16 protein-coding genes, 1 tRNA gene and 1 pseudogene are annotated in these 20,464 nt (G+C 66.1%); 8 read left to right on the forward strand and 10 right to left on the reverse strand.

Annotated elements, in window-relative coordinates:
* Positions 1 to 93: 93 nt before the first annotated feature.
* Positions 94 to 600 carry a hypothetical protein gene (locus tag BRX43_RS03560; protein ID WP_241214735.1) on the reverse strand — a complete coding sequence of 169 codons (507 nt, stop codon included), beginning with the start codon at positions 598 to 600 and terminating at the stop codon, positions 94 to 96.
* Positions 601 to 669: 69 nt separating this feature from the next.
* Between BRX43_RS03560 and BRX43_RS03565 the strand changes: the two genes are divergently transcribed.
* The 3 genes from BRX43_RS03565 (at position 670) to BRX43_RS03575 (ending at position 3,631) form a co-directional block, all read left to right on the forward strand.
* Complete coding sequence (locus BRX43_RS03565; RefSeq protein ID WP_164523509.1) at positions 670 to 2,112, forward strand: FAD-binding oxidoreductase; 1,443 nt, start codon at positions 670 to 672, stop codon at positions 2,110 to 2,112.
* Positions 2,113 to 2,148: 36 nt separating this feature from the next.
* Positions 2,149 to 2,922 (forward strand): SapC family protein, encoded by a 774-nt coding sequence (locus BRX43_RS03570; RefSeq protein WP_125993445.1) that lies wholly within the window; start codon positions 2,149 to 2,151, stop codon positions 2,920 to 2,922.
* A gap of 157 nt (positions 2,923 to 3,079) precedes the next feature.
* A complete protein-coding gene (locus tag BRX43_RS03575) occupies positions 3,080 to 3,631 on the forward strand; it encodes a cytochrome b (RefSeq protein ID WP_125993446.1) in 552 nt (183 codons plus the stop codon).
* Between the two features lie 187 nt (positions 3,632 to 3,818).
* Here BRX43_RS03575 and BRX43_RS03580 read toward each other — a convergent pair whose 3' ends face one another.
* On the reverse strand, positions 3,819 to 4,661 hold the full coding sequence (locus BRX43_RS03580; protein ID WP_125993447.1) for an N-formylglutamate amidohydrolase: 843 nt from the start codon (positions 4,659 to 4,661) through the stop codon (positions 3,819 to 3,821).
* Positions 4,662 to 4,751: 90 nt separating this feature from the next.
* On the opposite strand from BRX43_RS03580, the gene BRX43_RS03585 reads away from it, so the two are divergent.
* Entirely contained in the window at positions 4,752 to 5,129 is a 378-nt protein-coding gene (locus BRX43_RS03585; protein ID WP_125993448.1) for a response regulator, read from the forward strand.
* Between the two features lie 61 nt (positions 5,130 to 5,190).
* Positions 5,191 to 5,265: transfer RNA gene (locus BRX43_RS03590), tRNA-Val, on the forward strand.
* Between the two features lie 193 nt (positions 5,266 to 5,458).
* On the opposite strand, the gene BRX43_RS03595 is transcribed toward BRX43_RS03590, so the two are convergent.
* From BRX43_RS03595 to BRX43_RS03610, 4 genes are all read right to left on the reverse strand, one after another.
* Complete coding sequence (locus tag BRX43_RS03595; RefSeq protein WP_241214736.1) at positions 5,459 to 6,769, reverse strand: hypothetical protein; 1,311 nt, start codon at positions 6,767 to 6,769, stop codon at positions 5,459 to 5,461.
* A gap of 299 nt (positions 6,770 to 7,068) precedes the next feature.
* On the reverse strand, positions 7,069 to 8,313 hold the full coding sequence (locus tag BRX43_RS03600; protein WP_125993449.1) for a HipA domain-containing protein: 1,245 nt from the start codon (positions 8,311 to 8,313) through the stop codon (positions 7,069 to 7,071).
* Positions 8,310 to 8,660 carry a helix-turn-helix transcriptional regulator gene (locus BRX43_RS03605; protein ID WP_241214737.1) on the reverse strand — a complete coding sequence of 117 codons (351 nt, stop codon included), beginning with the start codon at positions 8,658 to 8,660 and terminating at the stop codon, positions 8,310 to 8,312. Before BRX43_RS03605 ends, BRX43_RS03600 begins: the two co-directional genes overlap by 4 nt.
* A gap of 55 nt (positions 8,661 to 8,715) precedes the next feature.
* Positions 8,716 to 10,032, reverse strand: coding sequence for an AAA family ATPase (locus tag BRX43_RS03610; RefSeq protein ID WP_125993451.1), 1,317 nt, complete (start codon positions 10,030 to 10,032; stop codon positions 8,716 to 8,718).
* Between the two features lie 518 nt (positions 10,033 to 10,550).
* Between BRX43_RS03610 and BRX43_RS03615 the strand changes: the two genes are divergently transcribed.
* Together BRX43_RS03615 and BRX43_RS20715 are read left to right on the forward strand one after the other, a co-directional pair.
* Positions 10,551 to 10,802, forward strand: coding sequence for a hypothetical protein (locus BRX43_RS03615; protein WP_125993452.1), 252 nt, complete (start codon positions 10,551 to 10,553; stop codon positions 10,800 to 10,802).
* A 148-nt stretch (positions 10,803 to 10,950) separates the two neighbouring features.
* Positions 10,951 to 11,352, forward strand: a pseudogene (locus tag BRX43_RS20715) (recombinase family protein); the annotation flags it as partial.
* Between the two features lie 174 nt (positions 11,353 to 11,526).
* Here the strand turns inward: BRX43_RS20715 and BRX43_RS20720 are convergent.
* Both BRX43_RS20720 and BRX43_RS03630 read right to left on the reverse strand, forming a co-directional pair.
* Positions 11,527 to 14,463, reverse strand: coding sequence for a MobA/MobL family protein (locus tag BRX43_RS20720; protein ID WP_125993454.1), 2,937 nt, complete (start codon positions 14,461 to 14,463; stop codon positions 11,527 to 11,529).
* Between the two features lie 263 nt (positions 14,464 to 14,726).
* Entirely contained in the window at positions 14,727 to 15,629 is a 903-nt protein-coding gene (locus tag BRX43_RS03630) for an HNH endonuclease (protein WP_125993455.1), read from the reverse strand.
* 383 nt (positions 15,630 to 16,012) lie between these two features.
* Between BRX43_RS03630 and BRX43_RS03635 the strand changes: the two genes are divergently transcribed.
* The gene (locus BRX43_RS03635; RefSeq protein ID WP_125993456.1) at positions 16,013 to 18,646 is read left to right on the forward strand and encodes a prolyl oligopeptidase family serine peptidase; all 2,634 of its coding nucleotides are present in this window, start codon (positions 16,013 to 16,015) and stop codon (positions 18,644 to 18,646) included.
* 69 nt (positions 18,647 to 18,715) lie between these two features.
* Here BRX43_RS03635 and BRX43_RS03640 read toward each other — a convergent pair whose 3' ends face one another.
* Together BRX43_RS03640 and BRX43_RS03645 are read right to left on the reverse strand one after the other, a co-directional pair.
* Complete coding sequence (locus BRX43_RS03640; protein WP_125993457.1) at positions 18,716 to 19,627, reverse strand: alpha/beta hydrolase; 912 nt, start codon at positions 19,625 to 19,627, stop codon at positions 18,716 to 18,718.
* A 172-nt stretch (positions 19,628 to 19,799) separates the two neighbouring features.
* A partial coding sequence (locus tag BRX43_RS03645; RefSeq protein WP_206433090.1) for a hypothetical protein occupies positions 19,800 to 20,464 on the reverse strand: 665 nt, incomplete at its 5' end.

A 20,464-nucleotide genomic window follows, 5' to 3' on the forward strand; every position in this document is an offset into this window, starting at 1 on the left:
AAGGTGCGCCGACCGTTGTCGAGGCGCCCCGGCGCTGTCGTATTTACCGCGAAAAGTCAAGGAAGGTCGCGCCCGGCCGCCCCGGCGACCGGCTCAGCGCACCGGTTCGAGCGCGCGGAACACCGCGATACCGCACCGCGCGCCGGACCGCACCCGAATGGAGTCGCGCCGCGCGCAGACCTGCCCGTCCTCGCCCGGCCGGATATAGAGGCCCGAATAATAGTCCATCGAGCTGCAGTCATGGTCCAGCCGCGCGCGCAGCCGCCGGCCATCGACGGTCAGCAGGTCGATCGCCATCGGCGCGACGATGCTCGCGCCCGCCAGCCGGTCGACGGGGACGCATTTCGGCCCCTTGCGCTCGCGCCAGCCGCGAACCATCGGCACCGGCCTCGCCAATGTGGGGGCGGCCATCGGCATGCGCGGCACCCGGCGGATGGTGATGCGCTCGCGGATCAGCACCTGCGCGGTGACGATCGCCGGCGGGTCGGCGGCGACCGGCGCGGCCAGCATCGCCGTCGCGAACGACCAGCCGGCCAGCGGGACCAGCCCAGGGCCGAGGCGCGTCGCTCGCGCGGGGAAGGGAAAGCGGGGAAACGGCATGGCTGGATCAGCCTTCTGGTCTAGCGGCGAAGATTGAACGCGCCATGAACTCGGTCTAGCCCGCGCGGCATGACTCCCGCGCAGACCGCCATGCTCGACCGCCTCCAGCCCCGGCTCGCGCCGGGCGGGATCGTCACCGACCGGGACCTGATCGCCCCCTGGGAAGAGGATTGGCGGCGGCGCTATCGCGGCCATGCCCCCGCCCTGCTCGCGCCGCGCGATACGGGCGAGGTCGTGGCGATCCTGCACGCCGCCGCCGAGGCGCGCGTGCCGCTGGTGCCGCAGGGCGGCAACAGCTCGATGGTCGGTGGCGCGACGCCGCCGCCGGACGGGGCGGCGTTCCTGCTCTCGTTGCGCCGCATGGACCGCATCCGCCGGCTGGACGCAGCGGCGGGCCATGCCGTGGCGGAGGCCGGCGTGATCCTGGAGCGGCTGAACGACGCGGTGCTGGAGACGGGCTGGCGCTTCCCGCTGACGCTCGGCGCGCGCGGCAATGCGACGATCGGCGGGCTGGTCTCCACCAATGCGGGCGGCACGCAGGTGTTGCGCTTCGGCACGATGCGCGGGCTGGTGCTGGGCGTGGAGGCGGTGCTGGCCGACGGCACGGTGATCGATACGCTGGCGGCGCTGCGCAAGGACAATCGCGGCTATGACCTGGGCCAGTTGATGATCGGCGCGGAGGGGACGCTGGGCATCGTCACCGCCGCCACGCTGAAGCTGGTGCCGGCGGTCGCGGCGCGCGGCGTCGCCTGGGCGGGGGTGGCCGACCCCGCCGATGCGCTGGCGCTGCTCCGTCGCTTCCAGCGGGCGAGCGACGCGGTGGAGAGTTTCGAGATCCTGCCGGCCGAGACGCTGGACGCGGCGCTGGCCTGGCGGCCGCAGACGCGCGCACCGCTGGCCGGCCGCCACGCCTGGCACTTGCTGATCGAGGCGACCGCCGCCTCCGCCGCCGCCGAGGCGCCGCAGGCGCTGCTCGAACGCGTGCTTGGCGAGGCGCTGTCGGACGGACGGATCGCCGATGCGACCATCGCCGCCAGCGAGGCCCAGGCCGATGCCTTCTGGGCGATCCGCGATTCGCTGTCGGATGCCGAGCGGGCGCGGGGGCCGGCGGCACAGCACGACATCGCGGTGCCGGTCGATGCGATGCCGCGCTTCATGGTCGAGGCGGCGGCGGCCTGCGACGCGCGCTTCCCGGGCACCCGCGCCTCGGGCTTCGGCCATCTGGGCGACGGCAACATCCACTTCCACGTCCGCGCGCCCGGCGACGCCGACCGCACCCGCTGGTATGCGGAAGAAGCACCCATTGTCAGCCGCTTCGTCCATGACCTGGTGACGGCGGCGGGCGGCACGATTTCGGCCGAGCACGGCATCGGCCAGATGAAGTCGGCGGAGCTGGCGCGGCTCGCCCCGCCCGGCCGGCTGGCGGCGCTCGCCGCGATCAAGGCGGCGCTCGACCCGCTCGGGCTGCTCAACCCGGGCAAGCTGCTTGCGCCGCTCCGGCCGGCGGAATAGGGCAAGGCGTTCTTTTGTTCCCGGAGTGATCGAAAAATGGCCAGCGCGCCGCAACTGCCGCTCTTCTACAACGGCCTCGAACCGCTTTCGAGCGAGACGCATGCGGACTGGAAGGTCCGCCCGGCCGAGACCGCGCCCTTCCTCGCCGGCCAGCATGCGATCCCGGTGACGATCGAGGAATTCCCGCTGATCCAGCGCCACATGCCGATCGTCTTCTCGGTCGGCGAGGATGCGATCCCGCTGGCGCTGATGGGCCTGAACGAGGGCGTCAACGTCTTCGTCGACGATGCCGGCAAGCTGACCGAGACGAACTTCTACGTCCCCGCCTATATCCGCCGCTATCCCTATATGCTGGCGCGGCTGCGGCCCGACAGCCAGGAACTGTCGCTCTGCTTCGACCCGACCAGCGACACGATCGGCGCATTCGACGAGGGTGAGCCGCTGTTCACCGATGGCCAGCCCAGCCAGCTGACCAAGGACATCCTGGCCTTCAACGAGCAGTTCGAGCAAGCCGGCCAGCGCACCCAGATGTTCATGAAGGAACTGAAGGACCTGGGCCTGTTGATGGACGGCGAGGTCACCATCCAGATGGACGGCGGCGAGCAGCCCTTCATCTATCGCGGCTTCCAGATGATCGACGAGAAGAAGCTGGCCGACCTGCGCGGCGACCAGTTGCGCAAGATGAGCCAGTCGGGCATGTTGCCGCTGCTCTATGCGCACCTCTTCTCGCTGTCGCTGATGCGCGACATCTTCGCGCGTCAGGCGCAGGCCGGCAAGGTCGCCGCGCCGCAGATGCAGCCGAGCTTCTGATCCCTGCCGCCTCCCCCGCCGCCTGGCCGGGGGAGGCATCGGCGCCGGCGGCCAGGCGGCGCGGTCGTCGGCACCGCCCTTCCCCTGCCCGCCCGGCGCGACTAGACTGGCGGTCCCGCCGGCCCGATCCCCGCGCCGCCCATGTCCGAGCCGGTCCATGCACGATCGCCGCGATGCCGCTCTCCGCTATTCCCGCGTGGCGATGCTGTTCCACTGGACGATCGCGGCGCTGGTCATCGTCAACCTGACGATCGGCCTGCTCCACGACGCGATCGGCGGCATGCCGCTGCACAAGGCGATCGGGCTGACCGTGCTGGCGCTGACGGCGGCGCGGCTCGGCTGGCGGTTGCTGCACCCGGCGCCGCCGCTGCCCAAGCATACCCCGGCCTGGGAGCGTGCCGCCGCCCATGCCACGCACTGGACGCTCTATCTGCTGATGGTCGCGATGCCGCTGACCGGCTGGCTGATGGTGTCGGGCGGGCCGACGCCCCGGCCGACCTCCTGGTTCGGGCTGGCGCAGGTGCCGCCCCTGCCGGTCGGGCGGGCGGCGGGCGGGTTCGGGCATGAGGCGCATGAACTGCTCGGCTGGCTGATGCTGGCGCTCGTCGTGCTCCATGCCGCCGCCGCGCTGCGCCATCATCTCCTGTTGCGCGACGGGGTGCTGGGGCGGATGGCCCCCTGGTTCGACCGGTCATCCCAGCGGGGTTGATCCGGGTAAGACAGGGTTCCGCACATTTTTTGCAATCGATGCTTGAACCAAATCGCGGGTCACCCATTTAGGTCCTGTACGGCATCGTGTCCCCCCTTTCGCGGCGCCGTACGACACGCTTTCAGCGTGTCTCCTCCCTGAACCTTGGCCACCTCGCTGCGACACCGCGCGAGGTGGTTTTTTTATGTCACTCGGCGGCCTGGGGCAGCGTCCCTGCCAGCGCTTCCGCCGCCAGTGCATCGATCATCCGCCGGACCAGCGCCGCCGTCGCCGCCAGCCCCTCGCCCGGCGCGTCCAGTGTGGCATCGAGATAGAGGCGACGATCCAGTTCGACCTGCACGGCATGGATGCTCCGCTCCGGCGCGCCCTGCCGCTCGACGATGAAGCCGCCGGCATAGGGCGCGTTGCGGGTGACCCGGATCCCGGCCGCGCGCGTCTCCGCCTCCAGCGTCCGCGCGAAGCGGCCGGCGGCGGTGCGGCCGAAGCGGTCGCCGATCACCACCTGCGGGCCATCCTCCGCCAGCGGCGGCATCGAATGCAGGTCGAGCAGCACCGCGACGCCGTACCGGGCCCGGGCGGCGAGCAGCAGCAGCTCCAGCCGGTCGTGATAGGGCCGGTGGTCGGCGATGATCCGCGCCTCGATCTCGGCCGCGGTGAAGCGTCGCGCCCACAGGTCGCCCGCCCCCGTCACCCGCCGCGGCACCAGACCCAGGCCGCTGCGCAGCTTCGCCGACAGGATCGGCCGGCAGAGCGGTGGCGCGCCCTCGTCGACGCGCGGGTCGCGTTCGCGCTCCGACCGGTTGAGGTCGATCCAGGCGCGCCCCAGCCGCTGGACCAGCATCGGCTCGTCGCGGCGGGCGGCATGGGCGACCGCATCGACGCGGCGGTCCTCCAGTCCCCGAAGCGCGGCCGGCGGAACCCGCAGGGCAGCGCGCAGTTCGGCAGGATAGTCGGCACCGGCGTGCGATACGGACAGCACCACCGGCCCGGCCGGCGGCGTGCTTCCCCATTCGTCGAACGACGGCATCATCCTGTCGATCCTAAAGCGGGTTTCGCGCCAATTCGACTGAAATTGTTAAGCTGGATCGACTAAGACGGCGTCCGATTGCGGGGCAAGGTGATGATCCGAATATTATTGGCTGAAGACGATCAGGTGATGCGCGAATATCTGGCCCGCGCGCTGGAGCGGTCCGGCTATGCCGTGGTGGCGGTCGATCGCGGCACGGCGGCGGTGCCGCTGCTCGAACAGCAACGGTTCGACCTGCTGCTGACCGACATCGTCATGCCGGAGATGGACGGCATCGAGCTGGCGCGCCGCGCCAACGAGCTGGCCCCCGACCTGCGCGTGATGTTCATCACCGGCTTCGCGGCGGTGACGCTCAAGGTAGGCCAGGCGATGCCCAATGCGCGGGTCTTGTCCAAGCCCTTCCACCTGCGCGACCTGGTTCTGGAGGTCGATCGCCTGTTCGACCGCCACGACGCGTCGGGCCTAAGTTGAGCCTCGATGCAAAATGGGGCTTGCATGCCCCCAAACCCCCGGCTAAAGGGCCACCTCCGGCGGGCGTGTAGCTCAGTGGTAGAGCACTGTGTTGACATCGCAGGGGTCGCAAGTTCAATCCTTGCCACGCCCACCATCGAAAACCCCGCTAGGCCAACGGCTTAGTGGGGTTTTTGGTTTTCCGGCCCCCGAGTTGCGCGTCACGGTTTTGCGTGCCTTTTGCGTGTAATGCCGAGTGGAACATCCGGGCTCACGGGGGCCTCGGAGGCGTTAGGGCGGCTGCGCCAGCGGATTGGGAGCGGCAGCGATGGCGTCAAAACGACTAGCCATCATACCTGCCGCCGCCGTCCATCGGGACCGACTTGCGTGGGTTTTGCGTGAAGCGGCGTCGCCATCTTCCGCGCCAACTCGGACGCAATGTCCTCCAGCCCTTGTCGGGTCTCGGAGAGATAAGCCGGGCTGAAGATCACGTAGCGCCGCGTCGACGGGGGCAGCACCACGTGCCCCAGCGCCAGCGGGATCTCCTGCTGCGAGACGCCGCGCTGTGCGATCAGGGTCGCCATGCTGTGGCGCATCAGCTTGGGACCGAAGCCGACCGGTACCCCGAACCGCCTTGCCATGACGCTCCACGCCTTTTTGACATCCGCCACGGGCCGCTGAACCACCCAACGGTCCTCATCCTCCTCTGCCACGCTCTCGTGACAGACCAGCCGGTCGTCCGTCGCCTCCAGCCAGTTCGCCAAGAGCGATGTGACGGGGAGCGCCGGTCGGTTTTTGCGCGTCTGGATCCGCCCCGCTGGGTTGAGGTCGAGCACGCCGGCGTCGCGGTGCCATTGCTGCCGGTCGGGCCGCACCGAGATATCGTAGAGCGCGTCCGGCCGCGCTAGCGTGCAGATCGCACCGATCAGGTAGCGGCGCAGTGGCATCAATCGTGCCGGATGCGCCGGGCTGAGTTCCGGGTCTCCTTCCGCCGTATAGTCGAGCATCTCGGCGATCTGGTCGAGCGAGAGGCGGAAGTTGCGCTCCGGCGTCACGGCAGCGCGGGGCAGGTGCTTCAGCTCGGGCACCGCCTCCATGCGCTTGACGTTGAACCGCAAGGCTGCCTTCAGCTGGATGATGCTCTCCTCGACCGTCGACTTCGCCCGCTTGCGGGTAGACACGGTCCATTCGCCGGTCTCCGGGTCACGTCGCCGCTGGGTCACGGGATCGATCTCGGTCCCCCATTTTCGAAAACGCATCAGCCATTCGGCGTCCAGCACCGTCGGCAGCACGGGTTCACGCAATACACCGATCGCGATCTCATGGTCGATGAACCGGTTCACCAGTTTCAGCCGGGCATGGATCGCGTCGGCGCTCGCCAGCTCGGCGCCGTGCAGCGTCCAATAGTCCGTCATCGCCTGATGAACCGTATAGGACGCCTTGTCGTCGTCCGCAGGCTGGTGGAACGCCAGATAGTGACGATCCAGCACCTCGATCGCTAGGCGAAGATCAGCCGTGCGCGTGCTGCGCCGCTGCATCCGGCCGGTGACCGGGTCGTACCAGCAGATGTAGAGGTTCGGGCTGACGACCTCGCCGTCCTTGCCACGGACTCGATCGAGATAGAATTCGCCACGGCGATAGAGGTCTTCCGGTGACGGCACTGCGCTTTTTCCTTCAGGATTTCGCTTCGCGCCTCTCCGATCAGTTTTACTGCGCCTACCAGGGTGAGGAGGTCGAGATCCTCCGACTTCAGGTTGATGCCCCGGTTCGTCTGGATCGCGCGAACGATCCTGCGGTCGAGCTGCAGGAGGGCGTCGGCGGTTGCCGCGTCGATCATATCCTGGGGGAGGACCGAGCCGGTCCCCGGGGTCATCGTGACGGTGCCGCCGGCGTCCGCGTCGATGCTCGTCATGTCTTTTCCTTCCTGGCGTGGGTTACCCCCACGTGCAGGGCCTTCTTCTCATCCGAAGCGGTCGTCGGTGGCCTTCAGACGATCCGCAATCTCCCTTTGCGAAACGGTGACGCCAACATCGGCGGCTATGACTGGCCATTCGGTCAGCGCGCCGCGCGTCTGGTCGATGATCTGGCCGATGACGCGATCCGACAGGCCATGGCGGCGGCCCAGCGTAAGGACGTGCGCGCGGGTCGGCGTGCGGCCCTCGCCTTCGACGGCGAGATAGTGTTCGCCGCCCGGACCGACGGAGAAGGTCAGGTCATAGGCTGGGGCGAGGCGCCACTCGCCGGTGGTGCCCATCAGATAGCTGTGCTGCCGGGTGTGATCGTCGCGGTTGTGCGCCAGGACGTTGAAGACCATGCGGCGGAACGCCTGCTCGACGTCGCCGGCATGCCGGGTGATCGCCATGGTCGCGCGCAGGAATCCGTCATAGTCGAGGCTCGGCATGTCGGAGGGGGCTTCGGCCGCCCCAGCGAGCGACACCATGTGCAGCCGGTGTCCGGGGGCTGGACGGTCGAAGCGACGCGTCGCGAAATAGCCAGGTCCGTCGCGCTCGGGCAGGACGCGGGATTCTGCGATCGTCAGACCGGCCGCGCGGGCCATGCGGGCATAGGCTTCCTCGACCGGGCCGATATCGACGGGGTCGCCGGTCGCGCGGAACTTGACGATCCAGGCGTCGTGGCCGTCCGCGGCCTCGCCGACGCTGATCGCGCCGTCGGGGGCAAAGCCGACATGGACCTTGGGACGAGCCCCGCCCGATGCGCCGCCCAGCGCCGCCAGCGTGTCGACCAGCGCACCCTCGTCCCCGGCGAGGAGCAGCCGCGACTCTTCGGCCAGGGCATCGAGGTCGATCGTCCCCATCGCATCGTCAGGCGTGGTGGCTGGCTGATAGACCAGCGCGCCGCGGCCACCGGCGCCGATGATCGCCAGCTGATCGACGGGGTTCAGCGTGTCGAACTGAACGTCGATACGGGCGAGGCGACGTCGCAGCAGCAGCCGTCCCCAGGCGTCGGGTAGGCTGTCCGCCAGGAAGCCGTGCAGCCCGCCGAACGACCGGCTCCGCGCGGCGTGCAGACCCGGTTCTGGAGGATAAAGGAGTGGGGCGACGGGCAAGCCGCTGCGGATGACGTCGGGCGACCATTCTAGCTGGGCGACACCACTGGCCATCACGACCCGGCCGGCGGGCGCAGCGGGCGCGGCATCGTCGAATGCCAGTGCCAGCCCCAGCGGTGCCCCCGGCCTCAGCTTCACGACGGGATCCTCGACGCGGCCCGGCGGCGGCGCTTGGGCGCGGTGCGTTCGGTCATCCGTTTTTGCTCCAGCAGGGCATCCATCGAACTGGCCACCGGCTCCGGAAAGAGGGCGAACAGATCCTGCTCGCACCGCAGCGCCACGGCCGCGCGGATGAGGTCGTCGATCGACGCCTTGCCCTCGGCCTCCAGCCGCCGCCAAGTGCGATAGGAGACGCCAGCGCGAGATGCGGCATCGACCTGTGTAAGGTTCATCGCTAGTCGGCGGCGCTGGACCTTTAGGCCGATTTCGGCAGCAATCTCACTCGGCGCGTACATCATCGTCCGTATATGGCCGGTAATTGCCATTTTGGCAATTTTAGAGGCCATATACGGACGATCAGTTGATACCAGCGTAGTGGTGCTATTCGGCAGCCTCGGCCACTTCCTCCTCGGCGTCGAAGCCGAGGTTGACGATTCGAATGTTGCCCCGGCGCGTATCTATCAAGCCGTCCTTGCTTATCAGCGCCAGCTCCTTGGCCAGAGTGCCTGGCGTTTTCGCTTTTTCGCCGTCTACCTCGTCGGTGATCGTGGCCAGGATCGCACAGGAGGCCTTGGTCGTGTTGAATGCGGCACGAAGCGCATCCCGTTCGATGACCGTGTTGGGTTTGCCGCCGTCGAACGATGACAGAAGCGAGAGCACTGCTTTCCGGAGTTCCTCCGTATGCACGCCCTTCTTGCCACGTGGCTGGAGCAACGCCGTACCGAAGATGCCGGGGAAGTCGGCCGTGATGTGATCATAGGCGCCGTCCTTGCGCCTCAGCAGCGCGCGAGGTCGAAGATCCGCCCCGAGCGAGTTCGCCTTGGCCACTTCAACGATGACGACATCGCGGTCCGTCAGACCCGGATGAACGGCGCGGACTGTCTCGAGGTTTTCGGACGCTCCGGCGAGCCGCACCTCAACCACCGAGCGTGGTGTGGTAGACCACATGGCGGATCCACGAAGTCGTTCGATCGCGGCGTCCTCAGTCTTCCGCGCGGCGTCCTTGGGCGTATGACCGATCACCGCCCAGAACATCTTCTGCCGGTACGACAGTCTGTTCAGGTGGAAAAGGAAGTTGGTGGCCGCCTCCGAGTTGGCCAACTCGAAGCCTGCCATCGATACCGCTGAGTCGAGAATGACGCCAACGATGCGGTCCTCCGGACGTCCGTCCTCTTCGACTTGCTTGTTCCAGTCGTCGAGAAAGGCCTCGATGCCGTTCAGAACGGGGCTTGGCTGCCAGCGGCCTCCAGGACCGTGCTGGAACAGGCAGGCGTTCGGCTCCGGGAACTCGGTCTGCGACATGCTCAGGAAGGCCATGACGTGGATACGCTGGCATAGAGCGACGGCATCCTCCTCGGTACCGCCGTTCTCCTGCATCAGGCGGCGTGCGATCGCGCCGATGCGCAGCAGAAGATGCTCCCGCAAGTCTTCTGCGGTCAGGACGAGGATGTTCCCGCGAACGCCAAGGTCGGCGCCGAGCCACTGGCGTGGTGCGGCATCTCCGATCGCGGCCATATGGGCCGCCATCCAGAGCAGCAGCTGCGTCTTCCCGGTCGATCCGGCTCCGAACCATATGGTCGCACCGGTCGCTGGCATTAGGCCATCCACGGCATAGTCCATCTGGCGGTCCTGCGACGCGGCATCGATCGCCCGATAGTCTCCCTTGCGCGCCCGAACCGTCCAGCTTTCATCGATCATCTGTCATTCTCCCTTTGATGCGCGGTTCTAAGGGCACCGGCTTAAGGGGATATGACGATCAACGGCCGATGATAGGCCGCCACCGTTCGTCGCAAAACGGCGGCGGCGTTAAGGAAAACGAAAGATTCGTTTCAGATATAGAGGGAGGTGGGGTGGAGGCGAAGGGCTCGGGCCCAACGACTACACCCCACCTCCTCTCTAATCTGACTTCCGCCCGATGCGCGTTGTTGACGGGTGGGGGCCTCACGCCTGTTCGGCATGATCTAGCTGATCGGCCCTGAGACTCTGCACATCCCTTCACGATCGTGCACGATTTCGTTCGCGCAGCCTGGCACCCCCGAGACTGATCGCAGGACCGCCGTTTCCCATTCGGCTGCTACCCGGTCCTCTATACCTCCCCACAAGGTGATCCTTCCTTCTCCGATCCGTGCGTCGCGCCAACGACAGGAGGGAAATGAAGGCTCTGCCTGCGGCAAGGATGGGATCTTCAAAGGAGTAACTATCCTTTGGAGGAAAAGATGAGACTGAACGCAAAGCAGGTCGACGCAGACCGCCGCCAAGCCCGTGCGTATGCCGACGACGCGCTTCGAGAGGCTGTTTGCCGCTGGATCGTCGACAACAAGGCCAGCCGCGCCCGAACCGCACGCGCGTTCGGTATCTCCGTTGAGCGCGTTGGTAACTTTCAGTTCCAGACGCTGATGAAGAAGCAGACGGCGAGATACTGGGCCAAGATGCGGGGCGAGCCCATCATCCAGGTGGCAAGTCGCTGAGGCTTGCTGCCTGTCCGACGCTGTCCAGAACCTGGAGCTTTTGCGCCAAGACTTCGAACAGCGTCGGCTTGGGCGCAGAAGGTAGGAAGAAGGCAATTGAGCTAGGTTTGGAAGTGCTGGGGTACCTTTCACCCCAGGATGAAAAAGAATGAGTGATATTGCCTACTACCGCGTGTCGACCGGAGGCCAGACGATCGCGGCGCAACGCGGAGCACTGGCTAGGCCGATGGGCCGCCCCTTCGACAAGGAGTTCGAAGACCAGGGCGTCAGCGGCTCGGTCCTGGCCCGGAGCCGGCCGGGCTTCTCTGCGATGCTCGACTATGTCCGTGAGGGCGACAGGCTGCACGTGTCCGCCATCGATCGGCTGGGCCGTGATGCCCTGGATATCCAGGCGACGGTCCGCGCGCTCATGGACAAGGGCGTCGAGGTCGTGGTGTGCGGGCTCGGTTCGATCACGTCGGGCGCGGGGCTCCTGATCCTCGCGGTGCTGGCGCAGATCGCGGAAATGGAGCGCGAGGCCATCCGCGCCCGTACCCGGGCCGGGCTGGACGTTGCGAAACAGTCGCTCGCTGCCACCGGTCGTACGCACCGGGGCAAGACCAGCCTGGGGCGGCCGCTCAAGGCGGACCCCGCCAGCGTCGCCGCCTGGCGCGTGGCTAACGAGGCGAGCCTGTCCGCCACCGCCAGCCATTTCGGCATCAGTCCGGCGACGGTGAAGCGCTATCTAGCGCCCGCGGTCACGTCCCCGCCAGTCAGTGATAACGGTGGCGAGATCGTCGCTCGGCATGTCGCTACGGCTGACGGCGAGATCGCTGGCGCGGCTGACCACGTCGTCGCCGACACGGGCACTGGTCGATCCTACCACGACGTATCGGTCGGTCCCGGATCGTTGCCGCTGACGATCGACGTCGGCGAGCAGGTCCTCCAGGCGCCTGTACCCACGCCACGCAGTGACGAGGGTGGCGAGCCGTTCGTCAGCGAGGTCGACCTCCCACTCTTTCCCGACCTTCCGGAGTGGAGACCGGGCGGCGCTCATCAGGGCAGCGCGCAGGTCGGCCAGCAGGCGGTTCCGCTCAGCGACGCTGTGGTTAAGCCACGGCGACGCATGACGCTGCCGCATCGCATGGGCGACGGCAGGCTCGTCGGCGAAGGCGTTGGCGGCAAACCGCCAGTCGGGAGCGTGGGTAGCGTCGATGACGAGCCCATGCTCCCCTTCGACGACCCGCAGGGCGGGTTCGGAGAACAGCGCGGCGGCTAGCGCTGCCACTGCCTCGTCGCGCTGGAATCGCGCCGCATCCTTCGCCGGTTCCGGCATCGGATGCGGCCGCGCCGGCTCGAGTGGCGTACGCGATTGGATTGGCGGGCTGCGGCCCAGCAGCCCTCCGATCCAATCGCGCCATCCACGACCGGTTTCCGATGTACATACGGCGATGACTGGCTCGATGGTTCGCTTCTCTGCGAGGACGCGCAGATAGACGGGATGCTCGCCATAGGCGCGAACATGTTTCAGGGTCCGCGCCGCACCCGCATCACCATCTGCGGCGGCGCGTCTCAGGCTGTCCAAGCCTACCGCTGCCACGTCTGTTGCTGCGGCGATCATCCGTTTTGCCTGGAGGTCGGCGAAAGCGGCGAGATGCCTCTGCGCCATTTCCATCAGTGCGGGCGTGGTCAGCGCAGTGAATTCAGGACGAGTTATACCTGGCACGCGATACTCCGTCACTCCCCCTTCCGGCGGCAGGACAGGGACGTCGTCCTTCATGATCCTGTCGAACAGCGCATCAAGCGTCGCCCGCGCGTCCAGGCGGGCGGGCTTGGAAGCGCGCCGAGGCTCCGGGCGCTCCATCAGCGTCGTGGCCGCTGACGTGATCTCGTCGACCGCGGCCTGCGCTCTCGCGACGGCGGCTCGATGCCCGGTCAGAACCGGGGCATGGTCGCGCTCGATCGCAGTGATGCCGGCGAGAAACGCCTCTGCCTCTTCTGCGCGCGCGACGATCGCTCCTTTCGCTCGCTGCTCCGTCCGGTCCGCCGTGCCGCCCTCGATAGCCTCCAGTATCCGGCGGCATACGGTGATCGTCTTGTCTGGCCGAGCCTGCACCATGGCCAGCGTGACGTCATACTCGGCGCATTCGGCATCGTGTTGTTGCAGGACCGCGTTGGCCGCATCGAGCCGGGCGATCAGATCGCGGATGGAGGCCGTCCGAACCTGATCGATCACCGAACCCTCCGCGCAGAGGCACTCCGCCTCTACCAGCCGACGCCGAAGGTCCGCCCGGGCTTTCGCCCGCTCCTCGGCTGCGGTCCACGCCTCGCGCAGCAGCGCGGACCAGAGCATCTCGGCGTTCTCGATGCCGCGGCCGGTCAGCACGCCGACCGCGTCGAGTGGAGCCGCGCGGGTGCCAAGCGGCTTCTGCGCCTGGCGCTCGCAACCCAGCGAGCGGAGGTCGCCCGGATGAAGCTGGCGGGTAACGCCCAACCGGTCGAGCTCGTCGTTGCACCGCTCGGCGAAGAAGCGGCGCATATCGGCGATCGAAGCGGTGCCATAGGCGCGGTAATTTCCGCCATCGCTGTCTCGCGACCATTCCGCGATCTTCTTCTGCGCGTACGGATAACGCACCCGCTCATGCTGACCCTCAACCGGCTCGGCGATCTCGAAATCCCATCGGTCCCCAATCCTCCTGGCCGGTCGGTCATGACAGGCGACGTGCAGATGATGATTGCGGCGGTCATTATGGTGATCGGGCGCATGGATCGCCGCGACGTACATCATGCCGATATCTTTCAGTTCTGCGCACATCGCTTCGGTCACCGCTCGCCGACCAGCGGCATCGAGACCATCTGGAAACTCAGCCGTCAGCCGATACTGCGACCGTCCACCGCGCGCCTCCGAGAGCCGAACCGGCAGCTTGCCCTTCGTGGTCCCGAGAATGCTGGCAAGCGTCTTCGCCAGCTTGCGTGCGGCAACACGGTCGATAGCCAGATCATCGAGCGGGACTGTGCGGGTCCTGCGCTTGCCTCTGTCAGTCGCGAATTCTGCTGCCACCTCACGAACTGCACAGGGAACGTCCTGCGCATCTGCCAGTACACGCCACGCCGCACGGGACGCCCTCTCGGGCACCAGGGTCAGCCGGTCCGCGCCTGGTGTGCGTTCATGGCGATGCACGGCACGCCAATAGGCTTGCCGCTCCTGGGGATCCTGCGAGATATTCGTGACGACCGCGCGCTCGCCATCGATCGCCTCGGTGGCGGATGGCCGCACGGCATAGCGGTCGAAGCCGTCCGGAGAGATCGTAACCTCCACCGCTTCCGGCCGATCGATATAGGCATCATGCGCCGCTGGTGCGCCAACCGCCAAGCGCTTGCTTCCCTCCGGCGTCGTGATGCGGCACCCGCCGTCGCTTGTCTTGCTGATCGCCTGGAATTCGAAATGGAAGGTGACCTTGCCCCCGGCGGAGACGAAGCGTTCATGAAAAGCACCGGGCACCGCGAAGTTGGGGGAGCGCGACCAGCGATTGCCACGGGCCTTTCGATCCTTGACCTGTTCGCGCACATCCTTGCGGACGCGCACCGTGCGACCGAGCGCTTCTTCCTCTTCGATCGCTAGCGCGCGTCGCAGCCGTGCGGAACAATGACCGATGGGACCGAGGGGACGCTGGATCGACATGGCCGGGCTCCTGTTGCCGGCATCATGGTACAGGACGCGAATTACGGGGTGAATCACCCCCTCTTATTTTTCCCCGAGGGGGGCTCTGCCGCCGACGGGCCGCGCCTCAGCGCGCCCTTGAGGACGCCGACCCCGGCGTCCCGGAACCGCCTCGCCGCATGGCGGTGCACGCAAATGTGAAGGATTCACGTTTGCGGAATTGCGCCTCAACAAATCACCCTGCTCACTACTCCGCCTCGACGGATCAGTCTGGCCGACGCCAGCTACTGTTTGAAGCGGTGCTCCCGGTGCCAGCGCACGAATTCTGGGTGCGGCCGGCTTGCCAGATGTGCGGGCAGGATCGCGCCTCCATACGGGTTGACGATCGAGCGGACACTGTCTGGATCATTGACCTGGCGCGACACGAGAATTCGCATGTCGCCGTCGAAGCCAATCAGGCCCCGGTCGAACATCCAGTGTGCCGTGCCCGACAACGCCATCCCGTTGCTGATGATGTCGGGACCGTTCGCCTCGACGGGGCGGATATGAGCGGCCTCGACCTCTGCGCGGCCGCCGCCGTTGATCAGCTTCAGCCCGGTAACCGCACAGCGTTCGTCATACGCGCGCAGAACGATGCGGCGGAACACCCGGTCCCGCACGACTCGTGAAACCAGTGTCTCGACACGTTCGCGTGCTTCGTCGAAGATGAAGGGCGCGCGCTCCTCCTGCACGGCGGTTGGCAGGCTGACGTCGCCGGTGCGTGGCAGGAGTGGGCTGATGTCGTCCAGTCCGGCGGATACGATCCGATTGAAGTCCGCCGGAGACAGCGATCGCACAGCGGCCTGGGCGCGACCGGAAATCCTGCCAGCTTCGTTCAGAACGCCACGCTCGATAACTTGGCCATCGACGTCCGCGAAGGGGACCGGCATCGCGAAATCGAGATAGCTGCCCGGTTCTACTAGCGCGAGATACATACCGGGTGCCGTCGGGTCCGGCACGATCTGCTCTATCTTGGCGACGGCGAAATAGCCGCGCGTGTCTCGAACCTTGCGAGGCTCGTAATAGATTATCCAGTCACTGAGACAGGCCTGGACCCTGCTTAGATACTGGGCCGGAAACTGGTAACGCTCCGCTGGCGTGTCGTCGTAGATCGAGTCAAACCGATGAATGAAAACGCCGAACGCCATGAGTATGGCTTAGCGGGGCCGCCGATCCGTGCAAATCGGTATCAGCCTTTTGCTTCCGGGGTCAGTTGCGGGGGCTAACGATCGTGCGGTCACGGTTGCTGTCACTATGACCCAGAAACGGACATTCGCGGCTTTTCCCTTGCCGCCCAAGTTCGGCCATTCGTTCAGGTCGACTTTGCAGCATCATGGCTGACGAACCGGGGATTGAGCCTGACCTGACCACCCCGTTGGTCGAATTCGGGTCGGTACGTTTGGGGGGGGCGGCACATAGAACGACCGCAGATAAGTGATAGCGGCTCGATGAGCTCGCGCCAGCCGGCCGCTGTACTGCCGCCACAATCCCCTGCGAAACCGAAAGGGATCTATCAGCGACGGGAGCGGGCATGCGGCAGTTCGATGCTTTTTGGGTAACGCTAGCCCTGGTTCTCCTGCCGCCCGACGTTGCTGCCCAATCCGCAAGGCATCCGATCACGATTGATGACGTGCTTGCCACTGAGCGCGTCGATCGCGCGACACTTGCGCCTGACGGCGAATGGGCCGCCGTGGTCGTGCGCCGCGCCGCGGGTGCTGGCGAAGTTTACGACCGCACTGCCTATGAGACCGATCCGGGTCGTAGCGACGTCTGGCTCGTCTCAGCCAAATCAGGCGAGCGCCGACGCATCACTGATGGGAAATCCACAGCGTCAGGCTATTGGTGTGCGACCTGGTCGCCCGATGGTCGCCGGCTCGCGATGCTCTCGACCCAGCCCGAAGAAAGCGAGCCGCGTGGTGGCGACAACGTCCGTCTCTACGTCTGGGAACGCACAAGCGGGCGCTTGAGGCGGCAAGGCAGCGCCGCCCTCATGACCCAGACGCGCTACGGCAGCCCGCTGACCATGCCCGACCTTCGCGGCGGGGCCGATCAGGGAACGCTGCCACACGCGTGCAGTCGCGAGGAGAATGCCCCCTTTTTATGGCTCGACAACAATCGCATCCTCGCAGCCACGCTACCTGAGGAGGGTGTCTCCGGGCTGATCGACCAGTACGGCCGCCTGCATCGTGATGCAGCGCGCGATGCGGCACGGTTACGCTCCGGCCTTCAGCCGACCGGGGTTGCCTTTGGCAGTGGCGCGGCTCAGGTGCCGGGCGACCCAGCCGAACGCACGATCCTGCGCATCGTCGATCTTGCCGCGGGCACGACGCGCGACGTTGCGAGCGTGCCGGTTTTCCCTTTGGCGGGAACGACAAGTGTCACGGTGTCGCCTGACGGATCGCGGCTCGCGGTGCTGACAACGACCGCAGCGTTCCAACCAATGGCGGGCAAGCGACGCCCCTTCGCCTATGACGTTCTGTGGACGGTTGAGCGGCGGCTCGGCTTCGTCAATCTCATGAACGATGCCGGGATGCGCTGGACCGCGCTCCCGCTCGGCGCGCGCTATCCGCTGGAGCTGTACGATTGGTCGCCCGACAGTCGACAGGTCGTCCTGCGCGCCCGCGCCGATCCCTTCAAGGATCGAACCGACCTGTACCTTGTTCCGGCAACCGATCGGAACGTGCGTCGGATCGGAACCGGGCGCGTTGCCGTCGACACCGTGCGGATTTCTTCCCGCGAAGAAAGCCCGGTCCTGTGGCTCGACACACATCGGCTCCTCGCCCGGGTGCATGAGGACAATGGCGGCACCGCATGGCGGCTAATCGGACCGAAGGGCGAGGTGCGCATCGCACATGGCGAGGGTCCTAGCCCCGAGGCGCTGCGTCGCAATGGCGCAGGCGCGATTGTCGCCGTGCAGCGGGGCGGACTGGTACGGCTTGATCCGGTACGTGCTGCGTTCGTACCGGTTGCCCGCTTTGCAGACGATGCGATGATCGTCTGGCCGCGGGATCCGGCAACCCGCTCATCGAAGCTGCTCGTCAACGTGCGTGAGGGGGCCAACGGCGGTCTGCGAATGATCGACGCTGCGTCTGGCGCTGCCAGTACACCGTTTCGCTCTGTTGTCGGCGACCTCCACGATGTTGCGTTCGCCAGCAATCGCCTGCTGATGGAGGAACGCGGCCGAGACGGCCTCGTACTGCGCGGAGTCGACCTTGCGGCGGGGATGCAGCTCGATGTCATGACCCTCAATCCGCACCTCAAGTCCATCAACTGGGGCACGACGCGGCTGATCGAGTACAAGGACGCTGGCGGCGCACCGCTCAAGGCGAGCGTGATCCTGCCGCCCGGCTATGATCCGGCAAAGCGCTACCCGACCCTGCTCTGGGTGTACCAGGGCTATCAGGTGCCATCGCTTGAGGGCGACTATTTCCTCGATCCGTATGTGCCCGGATTATACAACCTGCGGCTCTATGCCGCGCACGGCTACATCGTCGTCGTGCCCTCGATGCCGCTGCCGCCTTCACCCGCGCGCGACAACCCGTATGCGCTGGTTGCCGGATCGATCCTGCCGGCGGTGGATCGGCTGGTCGAGCTCGGTATCACCGATCCCGACAGGCTCGGTGTGTTCGGACAGAGCCGCGGCGGCTACACCGTGTTCGCGTTGCTGACGCAGACGAACCGCTTCAAGGGAGGTGTGGCGCTTGCGGGCATCAGCGACCTCGCCACTTCCTATCGCGGGTTCGATCCGGCGAGTTATGGCTGGCCGGGGATCGGTCACCAGAAGAGCGGTAACTGGGCGATTTCCGAGCAGTTCGGGCGTTTCGTGCCCCCGTCGGACGATGCTGCGGGCTATGCGCGCAACTCACCGCTGACCTTTGCCAAGCAGGTCACGACGCCACTCCTCATTGTTCACGGCGAGGCTGATGTGCGTGGCAACCAGGCGCAGGCCGAGCAATTCTTCAGCGCGCTATACGAGCAGGGCAAGACCGCTCAATATGTTCGCTATGGCGGAGAGAGCCACAGCCTGGCGCAATCTCCAGCCAACGTACGCGACATCGTCGCGCGGACGCTCGCTTGGTTCGATCGCTTCGTGAAGGGCGAAGGAGCGGCAAGCCCTAGCTCCAGCGGCCAAGTAAATGCCGCAGGCAATAACCAGAGAAATTAGAGCAGCATCACTCCGCCTGTCGCCAAGCAAATCGGGCTGGTGAAAAACGTAGTGCTAGTGCCGGGTACGCTAGGAGCGGCGAGCACGACGCCTCGGTCGCTTACGTGCTTCGATCCATTTCGCGGCATCGCCTAGCACGCGGTCCATGTGGTCAGTGCCATCCGCCGTGCGCATGAAGTGATCAAGCTCGGCAAATTCCCTATATTCGACATTGGCCTTGCCCGCGTTGCGCGCCATTTCGTAGCCTGCTCGAGCGGTGGAGACGGGTGACGATTGATCGCGAGCGCCGTGGATCAGGAGAACGGGCACCGTGGATTGCACCAGGCTTCGCGCAGGTACGATATCCACGGCATCGTCCCACCAGCGATAGCTCAAGCCCCCCCACCGTTGTTGCCCTGTTGGATGTTCGTGGGCTGCTGCGAAGACGTCAGGCGCCTCGGCAGCCATCGCTGGCGGCACCGCAGCGCGGATCAGTTCCCCTACCGGAACGCCAGTTCCCGACGACAGCACGATCACGGCCTTTGCTTCTGGCACCAAGGGGGCAAGCAGGGCCGCCACCGCGCCGCCCTCTGAGCCACCGAAGATCACGATTTCCTTGTTCCACCAAGGCTGCCTCCGCAGGTCGGCGATGACCCGTAGACAATCCTGGACCCGAAGGCTGAGCGTATAGCGATCCCAGTATCGCTGCGGGCAGCCATCGATAACCGGCCCCCCGTCGTCACTCCCCACGCCGACCTTGTCGATCAGCAAGGTTCGGTCGCCGGGTCGGAGTATGCCAGCAGCGTGACGCAGGTTCGGCTTGCTTGAAACGGCTTCACAGCCTGTCCCCTGCATAACCAGCACGACGCCCGACGAACGACGGCGTGTTTTGCCTAGCCAGTAGTTGATCCGACTTCCATCCGGGCGTTCAACGCCATGTTGCGTCAGCGGCGCGATATCGGCTGACGGGACGGCCATTGCGAGTAGAAGGGCGGCAATCATATCCAAGTGGTTCTAGCGTGCCAGCAGCTATTCAGAAAGTAGTAACATCTCTCTATTGGGAACGGCTGGTAGGATGAGGTGGACGTTCTCAAAATCGATGGTCAGACGGCAAAGGATCAGTTTTCTTCTAACCTCCTCTTGCACGTTGATGTAGAAGAACGAGGATGCCCTGTCAGTGCACCTTGCAGCGAGGCATTGCGATTGCCTCGTTAACGGCCCGCCGGATCGAAGCCACTGGGTCAGACACCTTCGATAGTTCGGGTGCTTCCACTCGAAAGTGCTCAACACCGGCACCCCATTGGTGACGCCACCACGTGTTCCCCGAGCGTACGTTTATCCGGGGCAGCGTGCTTTGCGCATAGCGAAACAGCTCGTCAGGCGGGATCAGGTACCGGCCGTCGGCAACCGCGTGCGACAGCTCCTTTGCCAGATCCACGTTCGCGACCTTCGACATGTCTGCCATGCGATGGTTCAGGTCAGCCATGACGCCTCGCTTGGCAGCTTCCCACTCATCCGCCGTGAACCCCGACATGGTGAGGTCACATGTGACCCTGCGTAAACCGGCAACAGCCGGCTCCCAGCGACCTTCCGCGAAGTTGTCCCATAGCATGATCTGATGCTGACCCTGCTCGCCATTCTCGATGAACATGCCAACCTTTCCAGGCGGAGCGGCTGGCTGAAGCGCGGCAAGGCGCAGGTTGATCGCACGTGCGACGATCAGGTCCATAAGGTCGTTCTGCGCCTGGCGACCACGCGATGAGGGTGGAGCAGGCGTGGGTAGTACGACCGTCACCAACGCCGAGCGGCGTCCCTTCGGAAGTGCGGAGAAGCTGATCG

The organism is Sphingomonas sp. S-NIH.Pt15_0812, assembly GCF_003951315.1.
Classification (GTDB): Bacteria; Pseudomonadota; Alphaproteobacteria; order Sphingomonadales; family Sphingomonadaceae; genus Sphingomonas.

Excerpts from the sequence above, each read along its gene's own strand:
- BRX43_RS03635 (WP_125993456.1), top strand. The coding sequence starts at position 16,013 with ATGCGGCAGTTCGATGCTTTTTGGGTAACGCTAGCCCTGGTTCTCCTG.
- BRX43_RS03585 (WP_125993448.1), top strand. The coding sequence starts at position 4,752 with ATGATCCGAATATTATTGGCTGAAGACGATCAGGTGATGCGCGAATAT.
- BRX43_RS03630 (WP_125993455.1), bottom strand. The coding sequence starts at position 15,629 with ATGGCGTTCGGCGTTTTCATTCATCGGTTTGACTCGATCTACGACGAC.
- BRX43_RS03605 (WP_241214737.1), bottom strand. The coding sequence starts at position 8,660 with ATGGCAATTACCGGCCATATACGGACGATGATGTACGCGCCGAGTGAG.
- BRX43_RS20720 (WP_125993454.1), bottom strand. The coding sequence starts at position 14,463 with ATGTCGATCCAGCGTCCCCTCGGTCCCATCGGTCATTGTTCCGCACGG.
- BRX43_RS03575 (WP_125993446.1), top strand. The coding sequence starts at position 3,080 with ATGCACGATCGCCGCGATGCCGCTCTCCGCTATTCCCGCGTGGCGATG.
- BRX43_RS03615 (WP_125993452.1), top strand. The coding sequence starts at position 10,551 with ATGAGACTGAACGCAAAGCAGGTCGACGCAGACCGCCGCCAAGCCCGT.
- BRX43_RS03640 (WP_125993457.1), bottom strand. The coding sequence starts at position 19,627 with ATGATTGCCGCCCTTCTACTCGCAATGGCCGTCCCGTCAGCCGATATC.
- BRX43_RS03570 (WP_125993445.1), top strand. The coding sequence starts at position 2,149 with ATGGCCAGCGCGCCGCAACTGCCGCTCTTCTACAACGGCCTCGAACCG.
- BRX43_RS03560 (WP_241214735.1), bottom strand. The coding sequence starts at position 600 with ATGCCGTTTCCCCGCTTTCCCTTCCCCGCGCGAGCGACGCGCCTCGGC.
- BRX43_RS03580 (WP_125993447.1), bottom strand. The coding sequence starts at position 4,661 with ATGATGCCGTCGTTCGACGAATGGGGAAGCACGCCGCCGGCCGGGCCG.
- BRX43_RS03610 (WP_125993451.1), bottom strand. The coding sequence starts at position 10,032 with ATGATCGATGAAAGCTGGACGGTTCGGGCGCGCAAGGGAGACTATCGG.
- BRX43_RS03565 (WP_164523509.1), top strand. The coding sequence starts at position 670 with ATGACTCCCGCGCAGACCGCCATGCTCGACCGCCTCCAGCCCCGGCTC.